11 protein-coding genes are annotated in these 14,200 nt (G+C 64.3%); 8 read left to right on the top strand and 3 right to left on the bottom strand.

Annotated features, from left to right (window positions below; all coding sequences use genetic code 11):
* Positions 1-47: 47 nt before the first annotated feature.
* The 3 genes from JC607_RS12775 (at position 48) to JC607_RS12765 (ending at position 2,628) form a co-directional block, all read left to right on the top strand.
* A complete protein-coding gene (locus JC607_RS12775; RefSeq protein WP_198837323.1) occupies positions 48-941 on the top strand; it encodes a PfkB family carbohydrate kinase in 894 nt (297 codons plus the stop codon).
* Complete coding sequence (locus tag JC607_RS12770) at positions 941-1,858, top strand: pseudouridine-5'-phosphate glycosidase (RefSeq protein WP_198837303.1); 918 nt, start codon at positions 941-943, stop codon at positions 1,856-1,858. The genes JC607_RS12775 and JC607_RS12770 overlap by 1 nt, the downstream gene beginning before the upstream one ends.
* Before the next feature lie 77 nt (positions 1,859-1,935).
* Entirely contained in the window at positions 1,936-2,628 is a 693-nt protein-coding gene (locus JC607_RS12765; RefSeq protein WP_198837302.1) for a DUF502 domain-containing protein, read from the top strand.
* A gap of 16 nt (positions 2,629-2,644) precedes the next feature.
* Here JC607_RS12765 and JC607_RS12760 read toward each other — a convergent pair whose 3' ends face one another.
* The gene (locus tag JC607_RS12760; RefSeq protein ID WP_198837301.1) at positions 2,645-3,661 is read right to left on the bottom strand and encodes a patatin-like phospholipase family protein; all 1,017 of its coding nucleotides are present in this window, start codon (positions 3,659-3,661) and stop codon (positions 2,645-2,647) included.
* Between the two features lie 121 nt (positions 3,662-3,782).
* Complete coding sequence (locus JC607_RS12755; RefSeq protein ID WP_198837300.1) at positions 3,783-4,556, bottom strand: 3-hydroxybutyrate dehydrogenase; 774 nt, start codon at positions 4,554-4,556, stop codon at positions 3,783-3,785.
* Between the two features lie 315 nt (positions 4,557-4,871).
* Here JC607_RS12755 and JC607_RS12750 point away from each other — a divergent pair, with 315 nt between their 5' ends.
* From JC607_RS12750 to JC607_RS12730, 5 genes are all read left to right on the top strand, one after another.
* A complete protein-coding gene (locus JC607_RS12750) occupies positions 4,872-6,716 on the top strand; it encodes an extracellular solute-binding protein (protein WP_370584799.1) in 1,845 nt (614 codons plus the stop codon).
* Positions 6,717-6,795: 79 nt separating this feature from the next.
* Entirely contained in the window at positions 6,796-6,912 is a 117-nt protein-coding gene (locus tag JC607_RS12745) for an entericidin EcnA/B family protein (RefSeq protein ID WP_092897888.1), read from the top strand.
* A 294-nt stretch (positions 6,913-7,206) separates the two neighbouring features.
* Complete coding sequence (locus JC607_RS12740) at positions 7,207-8,760, top strand: class I adenylate-forming enzyme family protein (protein WP_198837299.1); 1,554 nt, start codon at positions 7,207-7,209, stop codon at positions 8,758-8,760.
* Positions 8,735-9,388, top strand: coding sequence for a DsbA family oxidoreductase (locus JC607_RS12735; RefSeq protein ID WP_198837298.1), 654 nt, complete (start codon positions 8,735-8,737; stop codon positions 9,386-9,388). The genes JC607_RS12740 and JC607_RS12735 overlap by 26 nt, the downstream gene beginning before the upstream one ends.
* 3 nt (positions 9,389-9,391) lie before the next feature.
* Positions 9,392-10,624, top strand: a complete 1,233-nt coding sequence (locus JC607_RS12730) for a multidrug effflux MFS transporter (protein ID WP_198837297.1) — start codon at positions 9,392-9,394, stop codon at positions 10,622-10,624.
* 79 nt (positions 10,625-10,703) lie between these two features.
* On the opposite strand, the gene mfd is transcribed toward JC607_RS12730, so the two are convergent.
* Complete coding sequence (gene mfd, locus JC607_RS12725; RefSeq protein ID WP_198837296.1) at positions 10,704-14,177, bottom strand: transcription-repair coupling factor; 3,474 nt, start codon at positions 14,175-14,177, stop codon at positions 10,704-10,706.
* Positions 14,178-14,200 lie beyond the last annotated feature (23 nt).

Below are 14,200 nucleotides of genomic sequence, written 5' to 3'. Positions count from 1 at the left end.
GACCACACAGGCTGGCGTGGCGCTGAAAACTGCGCGACAAGAGGATGATGACAGATGTATCGCGGATTCTCTGTATCGGCTCGGTTCTGTGGGACATTATCGGGCGCAGCCCGGCCGTGATGCGGCGGGGCTCGGATGTGCCTGGTCGTATCACCCGCCTGCCCGGCGGCGTCGCGCTGAATATCGCCATGGGGCTGGCGCGATTTGGCCTCAGCCCCGAGATGCTGACACTGATCGGCTGCGACGCCGAGGGCGATGACCTGATCCGCGCCTGTACCGCGCTTGGCGTCGGCACCGGGTTTGCGCTGCGATCCGAGGATTTGCCGACCGACCGCTATCTGGCGGTCGAAGGCGCGAACGGGCTGATCGCCGCCATCGCCGATGCCCATTCGCTGGAACTGGCCGGCGCGCGTATTCTTGCCCCGCTGGAAGATGGCCGGCTCGGCTGCGCGACCGCCCCCTGGGCCGGGCTGATCGCGCTTGACGGCAATCTGACCGAAGCGCTGCTCGCGGAAATCGCCACTTCACCGCTGTTTCGCGAGGCCGATCTCAGGATTGCGCCGGCAAGCCCCGGCAAGGCCGGAAGGCTGCGCCCGCTCCTCGCCCATCCCGGCGCGACGCTTTATCTCAATCTCGAAGAGGCCGGGCTGCTGGCAGGAGGCGCTTTCGACATCGCCGCCACGGCCGCCGATGCCCTGATCGCGCGCGGCGCCGCGCGGGTGCTGGTCACCGATGGCGGCCGCCCGGCGGCCGAGGCCTGCCGTTTGAGACCCACCGTTTCCGGCGGCCCGCCGCAGGTCCTCGTGACCCGGGTGACCGGCGCCGGCGACACTTTCATGGCCGCCCATATCGCAGCCGAACTGCGCGGGCTGCCCCGCGAGGCGGCTTTGCACGCCGCCCTCCTGGCCGCCGCCACCTATGTTTCCGGAGATATCAACTGATGACCCAGATCCCGCTGACCTTCTCGCCCGAAGTGACCCTGGCCCGCAAAAACGGCATGCCCCTGGTTGCCCTGGAATCGACCATCATCACCCATGGCATGCCCTGGCCGGAAAATGTCGAAACCGCCGCCAGGGTCGAGGCCGAAATCCGCGCCGCCGGCGCCGTGCCCGCGACCATGGCGGTGCTACAGGGCCGCATCCATATCGGGCTGACCGAGGCCGAGCTGAACGCGCTTGGCCAGTTCACCGATGTGGCGAAACTTTCGCGCGCCGATCTGGCGGCCTGTATGGTCCGGGGCGGCAATGGCGCGACGACGGTGGCGGCGACGATGATCTGCGCACGGCTTGCGGGCATCACCACTTTCGCGACCGGCGGCATCGGCGGCGTACATCGCGGTGCCGAGACCTCGTTCGATATCTCTGCCGATCTTCAGGAGCTCGCCCAGACCCCGGTGACGGTGGTGGCGGCAGGCGCCAAGGCGATTCTCGACCTGCCGAAGACCCTGGAATATCTTGAAACCGCCGGCGTGCCGGTGATCGCTTTCGGCCAGGACGATCTGCCGGCCTTCTGGTCGCGCGACTCGGGCCTGAAGGCGCCCCTGCGGATGGATGATCCGGCGCAGATCGCGGCGGCGGCGGCCATGCGCGCGGCGCTCGGCATTCCCGGCGGCCAGTTGGTGGTCAACCCGATCCCCCCGGAACATGAGATCCCGCTGACCGAGATCATGCCCCATGTCGAGGCCGCGCTGGTCGAGGTCGCGGCGGGTCACATCACGGCAAAACAGGTGACGCCTTTCCTTCTCGACCGGATCTATGAGCTGACCGGCGGCCGCTCGCTGGCTGCAAATATCGGGCTGGTTCTGAACAATGCCCGGCTCGCCGCCCGGATCGCGGCGGCTTCGGTAAAACAGGCCTGATCAGTCGGGATTTTCCCGGATCGCCCATTGCGCGGGGGGGGCGCCCCCCCCTAGATTAGCGCTATCAGGGAGATAGCATGTCCGATCCGATCCTGCCCATTCCGCCGCAAAAGCGCGGATTTTTCGCAAGCCTCAGGGCCAGCTTTCTCACCGGCCTTGTCGTCGTCTTGCCGGTCGGGCTGACGCTCTACCTCGTCTGGGCGGTGATTGGCTGGATCGATGGCTGGATCCTGCCGCTGATCCCGGCCTATTGGCAGCCCGATGCGGTGCTTTTGCGCTATCTCGGGCCGGAATATGAATTCCCGGTGCGCGGTGTCGGTGTGCTGGTGTTCCTGATTTTCACCATCCTCGTCGGCTGGATCGCCAAGGGGCTGATCGGGCGGTCGATTATCCGCAAGGCCGAGACGATGGTCGACCGGATGCCGGTGGTACGATCTGTTTACGGTGCGATCAAACAGGTGGCCGAAACCTTCTTCAACAAGAAGGAAACCAGTTTCGACAAGGCCTGCCTGGTCGAGTTTCCCCGCCCCGGCTCCTGGGCGCTTGGTTTCATCTCGACCCGCCCGAAAGGCGAGATCGCGGAACGTCTCGCGACACTGGGCGGCGAGATGTCGGCGGTGTTTGTCGGGCTGACGCCCTTCACCAGCGGCATGCTGATCTTTGTTCCGACGCGCGAGCTGGTGATCCTTGATGAGACCGGCGTCGATGATGCGGCCAAGCTGATCGTCTCGGGCGGGCTGGTCTATCCGACCCCGAAAGAGCCGGCCTGATCACGGCAAAGCAGCCTCAGCCGAACAGAGCCGCCAGGTCCACGGAAGATTCGCGTCCGATCTTATCCGAACATCTGCTCAGAAACCCCTCACCAGAGGCGCGGCCCGCCTCGAACAACCGTTCAATCAGCGCAGCGGAGGGCTGCAGTTTTGAACTGGCCGAAAGCGCGTTCATCAGCAGATCGTCCAGCACCATATGAAGGCGCAGATCCTTCATCTGCCCCGGCTGGACACGGCCCTCGGCGATCAGCCGTTTGACAAAGGCGATCGAGCGCAGCTCTGACAGAAGCGTGGCGTTGAAGCTGATCTCATTGATCCGGTTCTGGATCTCGAGCGGCGTCTCGGGCAGATCCTCGCGCCGCAGCGGGTTGACATGCACGATCAGAATATCGTCGGGCAGCGCCCGGTCATAAAGCGGCCAGAGCGAGGGATTGCCGGCGAATCCGCCATCCCAATAGGCCTCGCCACCGATCTCGACCGCCTGGAAGACCGAGGGCAGACAGGCCGAGGCCATCAGCGCCTCGGGCGTGATCTCTCCGCCCCGGAAGACGCGGGCCTTGCCGGTGCGGACATTGGTGGCGCCGATGAAAAGCGCGGGGCCGGTGGCGGTGCAGACATGGCTGAAATCGAGGTCACGGATGACCGGCTCTAACGGATTGCGCCAGGCCGCGCCCCAGGAATAGGGGCTGTAGATCTGTGCCGCCATTCCCTGCGGGCTGACGGGCATCAGCGCCTCGGTCACATCCTGCACCATGCGCATCATCGGCAGGAAGGGCTGGAACCAGGGCAGCAAAACACGAAAGTCACCGATATCAGCGATATCGTCCCAGAGCTGGCGCAGCCGCTTGCGCGCCGCCTCGCGCCCGCCTGCAACCAGCCCGGCCTTCAGGGCCGCGCCATTCAGCGCCCCCGCAGAGGTGCCGCTGATGGCGGCGAACTCAAGGTCCCGCTCCTCGAGAAGCCGGTCAAGAACCCCCCAGGTATAGGCGCCATGCGCGCCTCCCCCCTGCAATGCAAGGCTGATGGCCGTCATAGATCTTCCTCTTTTTGCTGCCCCGCCGTCACGCCGCCGCGTCAGCGCCGTTTCCTGTACAGGAAACGGTCCGGATCCTGTGCAGGATCCGGCGCCGCCCGCGTCGTGCTGCTCGCGTGCCCTAAAGCGCGGTCCAGCCTCCGTCGACCGAGATCGTCGTCCCGGTCACCTGGGAGGCATAATCCGAACACAGCCAGACCACGGTGCCGCCGATCTGTTCCGTGGTCACGAACTGACGCGAGGGCTGGCGGTCGAGCATCACCTCACGGATCACGGTGTCGCGATCCATATTGTGAACTTTCATCTGATCGGGGATCTGCGCCTCGATCAGCGGCGTCAGAACATAGCCCGGGCAGACCGCGTTACAGGTGATTCCCTGCCCTGCCGTCTCCAGCCCCACGGTCTTTGTCATGCCCACCACCCCATGTTTCGCAGTGACATAGGCCGATTTGAACGGGCTTGCCGTCAGCCCATGCGCCGAAGCGATATTGACCACCCTGCCCCAGCCCTTTGCCCGCATCCCCGGCAGCGCCACTGCCGTGGTATGGAAGGCCGAGTTCATATTGATCGCGATGATCCGGTCCCAGGTCTCGACCGGAAACTCATCAATCGGCGCCACATGCTGGATGCCGGCATTGTTGACGAGGATATCGCAACCGCCCGCCTGTTCGACCAGCGCCCTCGCCTGAGCCCCCGAGGAGAGATCGGCCTGGATATAGCGCGACTTCACCCCGAATCTTTCGGTGAAACTCTTCGCGAGATCGTGATCTTCCGCGCGATCGGTAAAGCTGTTGAGGATAATTTCGGCCCCTGCCTTCGCGAGTTCCTCAGCGATTCCGAGACCGATTCCCGAATTCGAACCGGTGATCACCGCGCGTTTTTCCCTCAGATCCATGACCCGATACTCCATGCTGCACCTGCAAGGGACTCTAGCGCCTGAACCCGGGATTTCCAGCAAGGATTGGTAAATCTATGGTGTTCTCAGGCTGCCCGCTCTTGCATCACCCATGGCCTTTGGGCCAAAAAAAACGCCGGCGCGAGGCCGGCGTTAAGTCGTTGAGGCAGGTTTCATACAGGCAAGAAACCTATCGAGCAGTGAGTCTTATATAGTCCTCTCTGCGCCGATGGCCAAGCTAAAAGTTTGAAAACCCTGGCCCCTCGGCTTAGGATCACGCCAATACACCATGACGGCCCAGGGATTGTTTCCACTATGTCGACCGAATCTCCCCTGCGACCGATGCGCCGCAACCCGGCTCTTATGGGGGCTCTTGCCGGCCTGGTTCTGGCGGCTTTGCTGCCGCACCCTGCAGTTGCAGAACCAAAGCATGGCATAGCTATGTATGGAGAGCCCGCGCTCCCCCCGGATTTTGTGTCGCTGCCGCAGGTCAACCCTGATGCTCCGAAAGGTGGCGCGATCACAATTGCGCTTCCCGGCACCTTTGACAGCCTCAATCCTTTCATCACCTCGGGCCAGCCGGTGGTCAGCGTCTCTTCTCTGGTGACCGAGACGCTGCTGGGTCGAAATTACGACGAACCCTTCTCGCTTTACGGGCTGCTGGCCGAATCGGTTGAGACGGATGCGGCACGGACATACGCAGAATTTACCCTTCGTGAAGCGGCCCGATTCTCTGACGGATCGCCGGTGACACCCGAGGATGTGCTCTGGTCTTTCGAGACGCTCGGGACCGATGGCGCGCCGCGCTATCACACCGCCTGGAAAAAGATCGCCAAAGCCGAACAGACCGGCCCGCGCAAGGTGCGGTTCACCTTCACCACCGAAGACCGTGAATTGCCGCTGATCCTCGGCCTGCGCCCGATCCTGAAAAAGGCCAGCTGGGAGGGGCGTGATTTTACCGCGACGAGCTTTGATCCCCCGCTTGGCTCCGGCCCCTATCTTGTCGAAAAAGTCGAACGCGGCACCAGCGTCATCTATCGCCGCAATCCCGACTGGTGGGGCAAGGATCTGCCCTTCAACCGGGGCCAGTGGAATTTCGACGAGATCCGCTATGAGTATTTTGCCAATCCCCAGGCGATTTTCGAGGCGTTCAAATCCGGCTTCATCACCAGTTTCCGCGAGACCAACCCGTCGAAATGGGCGACCGCCTATGACTTCCCGGCGCGGCTTGCGGGCGATGTGGTGAAATCGGAAATCCCGCATCACCGGCCCTCGGGGATCGAAGGGTTCGTGTTCAATACCCGCAACCCGCTGTTCCGGGACTGGCGGGTGCGCGAGGCGCTGATCCAGGCCTTCCATTTCGAATTCGTCAATCAGGTGATCAATGGCGGCGTGCAGCCCCGGATCGAAAGCTATTTTTCGAACTCACCGCTCGGTATGATCCCCGGCACGCCGGCTGAGGGGCTGGAACGCGCGCTGCTGGAGCCCTTTGCCGACAGCCTCATCCCCGGCACGCTGGACGGCTACCGGCTGCCCTTTGCCAGTGATGAGCGCGATTACCGCCGCAAGCTCAGGGGTTCGGCGCGGCTGATGGAAGAGGCCGGCTGGCTGGTCGATGACCGGGGCATCCTGCGCGATGCCGGGGGCACGCCGTTCCGGTTTGAGATCCTTCTGAGCGTCGGCCAGGACGAGCTGATCGCGGTCGCCTCGATCTGGGTCGAAGCACTGAAACAGCTGGGCGTCGAGGCGCGGGTCTCGATCATCGACGCGGCCCAGATGCGCGAACGCACCAAGGATTACAATTTCGAAGTCACCCATTACATCCGCTCTCTCTCGCTCTCGCCCGGGAATGAGCTGGTGCTTTATTGGGGTTCGGGGGGCGTCACGAGCCCGGGCAGCGGCAACTGGATGGGGATGAACTCGCCCGCCGCCGATGCGATGATCGCGGCCCTGTTGCGCGCCGATAACCCCGGGAGCTTTCAGGCCGCCGTCCGGGCGCTGGACCGGATCCTGACCGCCGGGCGCTATGTCATGCCAATCTGGTATTCCGACCGCGCCCGCATCGCACATCGCAAAGAGCTGCGCTATCCGGCAAAAATCCCACTCTATGGCGACTGGAACGGGTTCCAGCCGGATACATGGTGGTATCAGGCCGATTGAGTGGCTATATTCCCGCGCATAAAATCGGGTTCGGGGCCGCGCAGATGGTCCGGCCTTTGGGCAGAAAGGCAGTAAGATCATGAAAAAACTTCTTCTTCTTGGTGCGCTTGTCGCAGGGCTTGCGGGCTGCAACACGGTTGCGGGCGTGGGCGACGATGTCTCTGGCGGCGCGCGCACCGTACAGGGCTGGTTCTGAGACGCGATCGGGCCGCGCCTTCCGGCTCTGACCTGAGCGCATCTGCGATGACGGCGCGCTTTGGGAGAGCGGTTTTCTGACTTTCCCGAAGCCACGGGGGCTATGCGCTTCATGCGCCGTCAGACTGCGTGCCAGCCAAAGGTCTGTGGCAGGCGGTCGGGGCTGAAGTTCTTCCGGTGACGCTGTGTCCCCGTGCCTTTGACAACCCGCGCCCCGGCTTGTACCGGGCCGGGCTGCGGATTATGCCGGACGCAGCCGCCCTGCCCCTGCATCCCGCGCCCGGAGGCCGTCTCGATGATGGACTTTACCGACCCCAGCCGTTTCAACCTCGCCGGACATGTGCTGCGCGCCGGGGCGGCGACGCCCGACAAGGTTGCGCTGGCGGTCCTGAGCCTGACGGGGGCGACACGCTGGAGCTATGCGCGGCTGATCGCCTCGGTCCGGGGGCTTGCGGGCTGGCTGCTGGAGGAAGGGCTGCGGCCCGGCGACCGGCTGCTCCTGCGGCTGGGGAATACGCCGGATTACCCGCTTTGCTATCTTGGTGCGATGGCGGCAGGGATCGTGCCCGTCGCGACCTCGCCCCTTCTGACCGGGCCTGAAATCACCCGCATGGCCGCGCAGGTCAGCCCGAAAGCGGTGATCGCCGGTGAAGGCATCGCCTGCCCCGAGGGGCTGCGCCGCCTGACCGTGCCGCCCGCGCCCGAAACCCTGCCCCCCGCCGACTGGCACCCCGGCCCGGCCGAGCGCGAGGCTTATATCGTCTTCACCTCCGGCACCTCCGGCACGCCGCTGGCGGTGCGCCACGCCCATCGCGCAATCCTTGGCCGCCAGCCGATGCATGACGGATGGGAGGGGCTGCGGCCCGAGGACCGGCTTTTGCATTCGGGCGCCTTCAACTGGACCTATACGATGGGAACCGGTCTGATGGACCCCTGGACGGTCGGGGCGACCGCGCTGATTGCCGCGCCGGACATCGCGCCGGAACAGCTCGCCCTGGTGCTCAGACGCCATGATGCGACGATCTTCGCCTCGGTGCCTGCGATCTTCCGCCGCCTGTTGCGGGGGCCATCGCCCGCACTCCCGCGCCTGCGCCACGCGCTTTGCGCCGGTGAGGCGCTGCCCCCCGCTTTGCGCAGCGACTGGCAGGTGAAGACCGGAACCGACATCCATGAAGCCCTCGGGATGAGCGAGGTCTCGACCTTTCTCTCGGGCAGCCCCGCCCGCCCCGCGCCCCCGGGAAGCTGCGGCTTTCCCCAGCCCGGCCGCCGCATCGCGGTGCTTGATGAGGCCGGCCAGCCGGTCGCCCCGGGCGAAACCGGCCATCTCGCCATAGCAACCGATGATCCGGGGCTCATGCTGTCTTATGAGGGATCCGCTGCCCCCTCAGGGCCGTGGTTCACCACCGGCGATCTTGTCGCGACCGATGCAAGCGGCGCCTTCCATTACCAGGGCCGCGCCGATGAGATGATGAATGCAGGCGGCATCCGCGTCAGCCCGCGCGAAGTCGAGATCGCCCTGGCGGGCCTGCCCGGCATCACCGAACTGGCCGTGGCTGAAATCGAGCCGCCAGGCGCCACTCCGGGCAGCGGCACCCGCATCATTGCGTGTTTTTACGCAGGCGAGGCTGTGTCTGATCGCACCGCAAATGACTTTGCAGCCGCGCGCCTCGCGCGCTATAAGTGCCCGCGCGCCTGGATACCGCTCACAGCCCTCGGGCTGACGGAATTGCCGCGTGGTCCGACCGGCAAAGTGCTCCGCCGCCGTCTCGTGGCCTTGTATATGGAGACGGGTTGTCATCCCCCCCGAGCCGGAAAGCCTCACAATGACCATCGACGCAACCCGGCCTGACGTCAGGCTGGACATCTTTATCGACCCCGTCTGCCCCTGGTGCCATATCGGGATGCAGAACCTCGAACGTGCGCTTGCCGCCGCGCCAGGACATCCGTTTCGCCTGCAATGGCACCCGTTCCGGCTGAACCCCGATATCCCCGCCGAAGGTGTCGACAAGCGCAGCTATCTCGCCGCCCGTTTCGGGGGCGAGGAGAAGGTCAGTGAGATCAATGAACGTCTGCGCCAGGTGGCCCGTGACGCCGGGGGCGAGATCGACCCCGACCGCCCCTCGCGCATTCCCAATACGCTTGACGCGCATCGGCTGATCGACTGGGCCGGGATCGAAGGCGTGCAGCATGAGGTTGTCACCCTCATCCTCCAGGCCTATTGGGACGAGGGCCGTGACATCGGGGATGCCGAAGTGCTGGCCGATATCGCCGCCAGTGCCGGCATGAACCGCGAGGCGACGCTGCGGCTTTTGCAGTCGGATGCCGATAAATCAGAGCTGATTGCCCGAGAGACCGAGGCCCGCCGCAAAGGTGTGAACGCGGTGCCCACCTTCCTCGTCGCACAGCAATATGTCGTAAACGGAGCGCAACCCCCTGAATTCTGGGGGAATGTGATCCAGGAAATAACAAAGACCTGAAATATGAAAACTCCGAACAGCCCGCATGATCCGGGCCCCAATCACGCGAAACCGGCGCTGAGCCAGCCCGAATTCATCGCGCTGATTGCCATGCTTTTCGCGACCATCGCGCTTTCCATCGACGCGATGCTGCCCGCAATCACCGATATCGGCAAGCTCCTCTCCCCCGAGGCGCCCAACCGCGCCATGCTGATCATCGGCGCCTTCTTCCTCGGGATGGGGCTCGGCACCTTTGTCTCCGGCCCCCTCTCTGATGCCTGGGGCCGCAAACCGGTGATGATGATCGGCGGCGCGGTCTATTGCGCGGCCTCGCTGGTCTGCTACTTCGCAGGCTCGCTCGAAATGCTGATCGTGGCCCGTGTGGTCCAGGGCATCGGTGCTGCCGGCCCGCGCACGGTCTCGCTTGCCATGGTGCGCGACATGTATAGCGGCCGTGAAATGGCCCGGATCATGTCCTTTGCGATGATGATCTTCATGGTCGCCCCCGCCATTGCCCCGCTGATGGGCCAGGCGGTGATCCATTTTGCCGACTGGCACGCGATCTTCCTCGTCTTCGTGGTGTTTTCGCTGGTCAGCCTTGTCTGGCTCGGCCTGCGGCAGCCCGAAACCCTGCCGGTGAGCGACCGCATCCCGCTGAATGTGCCCCGTCTGATCGCTTCGGCAAAGGATATGTTCTCGCATCGCGTCGTGGTGGTGACGATCCTGATCCAGACGCTGGTGATGGCAGTGCTGGTCGCGCTGCTCTCCTCGATCTCGCCGGTCTTCGAACAGCATTTCGAACGCGGCGCGGAATTCCCGCTCTGGTTCGCGCTGGCGGCCGGGTTCTCGGCGATGGGCTCGCTTGCCAATGCGCGCCTCGTGATGACCGTGGGCATGCGCCGCGTGATCACACTGACCTTTGCGGCGGTTCTGCTGGTCTCGGTCCTCGTGCTGGCCTCGCTGCTCTGGATCGTGCTGCCGCAGGAGCTGGAATTCGCCCTGTTCATGATCTGGATCATCAGCCTCTTTTGCATGATGAGCCTGACCATGGGCAATCTCAACGCCCTCGCGATGGAACCGGTGGGCCATATCGCAGGCTTCGCCGCCTCGATCATGGCGGGGGTCTCAACGGTGCTGTCGGTGGTCATCTCGCTGCCGGTCACCCAGAGCTTCTCCGGCAGCCATCTGCCGCTGGTGGCGGGTTCGGTGGTTTTCCTCGGCCTCGCGCTGGCTCTGATGCGCCTCACCAGACGCTGATCCCGGATCGGGACCAGCTCTTTCCCCTGATAAAAATACTCCCGCCGGAGGCATCCGACCTCAGAAAAAAGGCGCGCGGTTACTTGCCGCGCGCCTTTTCCGCAAGATCACGGGCAATGGCGAAAGCCCCCCGGATCCGCTCGGCCTCGGTCTTCATCTCGCCCAGCAGCACGATCTTATTGCCCTGCACTTTCGCGGCCGGCCCCTGGGCTTTCAGGAATTCCACCAGCCCCGCCGGATTGGCAAATCTGTCATTCTGGAAGGTCAGCGTCGCGCCTTTCGGCCCGGCATCCAGCCGGTTGATCCCCGCCTTTTTTGCCATCGCCTTGATCCGGACGATCAGCATCAGCGTATTGACCTCTTTCGGGATCGCGCCAAACCGGTCGATCAGCTCGGCGGCAAAGCCCTCCAGTTCCACCTTGGAACTCAGCCCCGACAGCCGGCGATAAAGCCCCAGCCGGATATCCAGATCGGGAATATAGGCCTCCGGGATCATCACCGGCACATTGAGGTTCAGCTGCGGTGACCAGTCATCCGAGACATCCGCCAGCCCGTCGATCTCGCCCGATTTCAGCTTGGCAATCGTCTCTTCCAGCATGTGCTGGTAAAGCTCATAGCCGACCTCGCGGATATGGCCAGACTGTTCCTCGCCGAGCAGATTGCCAGCCCCGCGCAGGTCGAGATCATGGCTCGCCAGATTGAACCCTGCGCCAAGGCTGTCGAAACTCGCCAGCAATTTCAGGCGCTTTTGCGCCTGCGGTGTCAGGATCATCCGGGGCCGCGTCGTGAGGTAACAATAGGCGCGGGTCTTGGACCTGCCCACCCGCCCCCGGATCTGATAAAGCTGGCTTAGCCCGAACATATCGGCGCGATGCACGATCATCGTATTCGCGGTCGGGATATCGAGGCCGGATTCGACGATGGTCGTCGCCACCAGCACATCGAAGCGCCCGTCATAGAACTGGTTCATCCGCTCATCGAGATCGCCCGCCGCCAGCTGGCCATGCGCGATCACGTAAGACACTTCCGGCACATGCGCCTTGAGGAATTCCTCGATCTCGGGAATGTCGGAAACACGCGGCACGACGAAGAACGATTGCCCGCCGCGATAGCGTTCGCGCAGCAGCGCCTCGCGCAACGTCACCGTATCGAATTCAGAGACATAGGTGCGGATCGCCAGACGGTCCACCGGCGGCGTTGCGATGATCGACAGATCGCGCACCCCGGTCAGCGACAGTTGCAGCGTGCGCGGGATCGGCGTCGCGGTCAGGGTCAGCACATGCACTTCGGAACGCATCTCTTTCAGGCGTTCCTTATGCGACACGCCGAAATGCTGCTCTTCGTCGATGATCAGGAGGCCGAGGTTCTTCAGCGACACGCCCTTGGCCAGCAGCGCATGGGTGCCGACGACGATATCGACGCCGCCCTCGGCGAGGCCCTTCCTGGTCTCTGCCGCCTCTTTCGCGCCGACAAAGCGCGACAGGGGCCGCACATTCAGCGGAAAGCCCCGGAACCGTTCAGCAAAACTGCGGTAATGCTGGCGCGCGAGCAAAGTGGTCGGGCAGATCACCGCGACCTGCATCCCCGCCATCGCCGCCACAAAGGCCGCGCGCATCGCGACCTCGGTCTTGCCAAAGCCCACATCGCCGACGATCAGCCGGTCCATGGGCGAGCCCTTTTCCAGATCCGCCACCACATCCTGGATCGCCGAAAGCTGGTCATCGGTCTCGGGCCAGGGGAACCGCGCGGCGAAGGCCTCCCATGCCGAATGCGGCGCCTCAAGGATCGGCGCCGAACGCAGCATGCGCTCTGCCGCGACCCGCATCAGCTTGTCGGCGATCTCACGGATGCGCTCCTTGAGTTTTGCCTTCTTCGCCTGCCATGCGCCGCCGCCAAGCCGGTCCAGCAGCCCCTCTTCATGGCCGTAGCGCGACAGAAGCTCGATATTCTCGACCGGCAGGTAGAGTTTCGCCTCTTCGGCATATTCGATCATCACCATCGCATGGGGGGCCCCAAGCGCGGTGATGGTCTCGATGCCCAGATAGCGGCCGACGCCATGTTCGACATGAACGACGAGATCGCCCACGGAAAGACTGTCGACCTCGCGCAGGAAATTCTCGGCCTTGCGCTTGCGCGCCGGTTTCCCGACCAGCCGGTCGCCCAGCACATCCTGTTCCGAGATGACGGCAAGGCCTTTGGCGGTGAACCCCGCCTCCAATGCCCAGATCATCTGCGAGACATGGCCGCCCGCTTTGCCGCCCGCTTTACCCTGGCCCTTTGCCGGCAGCTGATCCAGATCGCGCAGATCGCGGATCGTTTCGGTCGCGATCTTCTGATCCGACAAAAGCCCCCGCAGACGCTCCATCGCGCCTTCGGACCAGGAGGCCAGAACGACATGGCGATCCGCGCGCAAAGCGCGGATGTGATCGGCCAGGGCCTCGAAGAGATTGATGCTTTCCTGCTGACGTTCGGGGGCGAAAGACCGCCCCGCGCGCCCGCCCGCATCCAGCACGCCCGGCCCCGGGCTTTGCGCCAGAGGCGACAGCCGGATCTCGCGCCGGTCGGCCAGGGCCGCCTTCCAGCCGGCCTCGTCGAGATAGAGCCCCTGCGGCTGCACCGGCTTATAGGGGCTGTCCATCTTTGCCCGGGCCGCCATCGCGTCATTGCGGGCGTCATAAGCATCCTCGACCGCCTCCCAGCGGGCGAGCTGCATCGGGACCACCTGGTCATCCAGCATCACGGTGGCATCGGGAAGGTAGTCGAACACCGTCTCCAGCCGCTCATGGAAGAAGGGCAGCCAATGCTCCATCCCCTGATGTTTGCGCCCCGCGCTGACCGCTTCGTAAAGCGGATCATCCGAACCACCGGCGCCGAATTCCACGCGGTAATTCTGCCGGAACCGGCTGATCGCAGCCTCGTCAAGGATCACCTCGGACATCGGCGCGAATTCGACCGATTTCAGCTTTTCCGTGGTGCGCTGGCTGGTCGCGTCAAACCGGCGGATACCGTCAAGCTGATCACCGAAGAAATCCAGCCTGACCGGCCCGCCAACCCCCGGCGGCCAGATATCGACGATGCCGCCCCTGAGCGCGTAATCCCCGGTTTCGGACACGGTCGAGACCGGCGTGAATCCCATCCGGGCCAGAAAATCCCTGAGCCGCTTTTCATCGACCCGGTCGCCAAGCCTCGCCTGGAACGAAGACGCCCGCACCACTTCGCGTGCCGGAATCCGCTGCGTGGCGGCGTTCAGCGTGGTGATCAGGACAAAGGCGCCCGCCATGCCATCGGCCAGCGCCGCCAGCACCGACATGCGGCGCGCGGATGTCTCGGGATTGGGCGAAACCCGGTCATAGGGCAGACAATCCCAGGCCGGGAAGCTCAGGACCGGCACGCCGGGCGCGAAAGCCGCGAGCGCCACCCGCATCGCTTCAGCCCGCTTGTCATCGCGCGCAACAAAAATCACCGGCGCCCCGCGCTCCAGCTCACGCGCAAGCAGGTGCCCGTCATAGCCCTCGGGGGCGCCTCCGAGAATGATCGGCAGACGTGTGGTCATGGCAGGTCAGGTAAGCTCATCAG

This window comes from Paracoccus sp. IB05, from assembly GCF_016405985.1.
GTDB lineage: Bacteria > Pseudomonadota > Alphaproteobacteria > Rhodobacterales > Rhodobacteraceae > Pseudogemmobacter.
The sequence above is the reverse complement of the archived record's forward strand: the minus strand, read 5'-3'. Positions and strand labels throughout refer to the sequence as shown.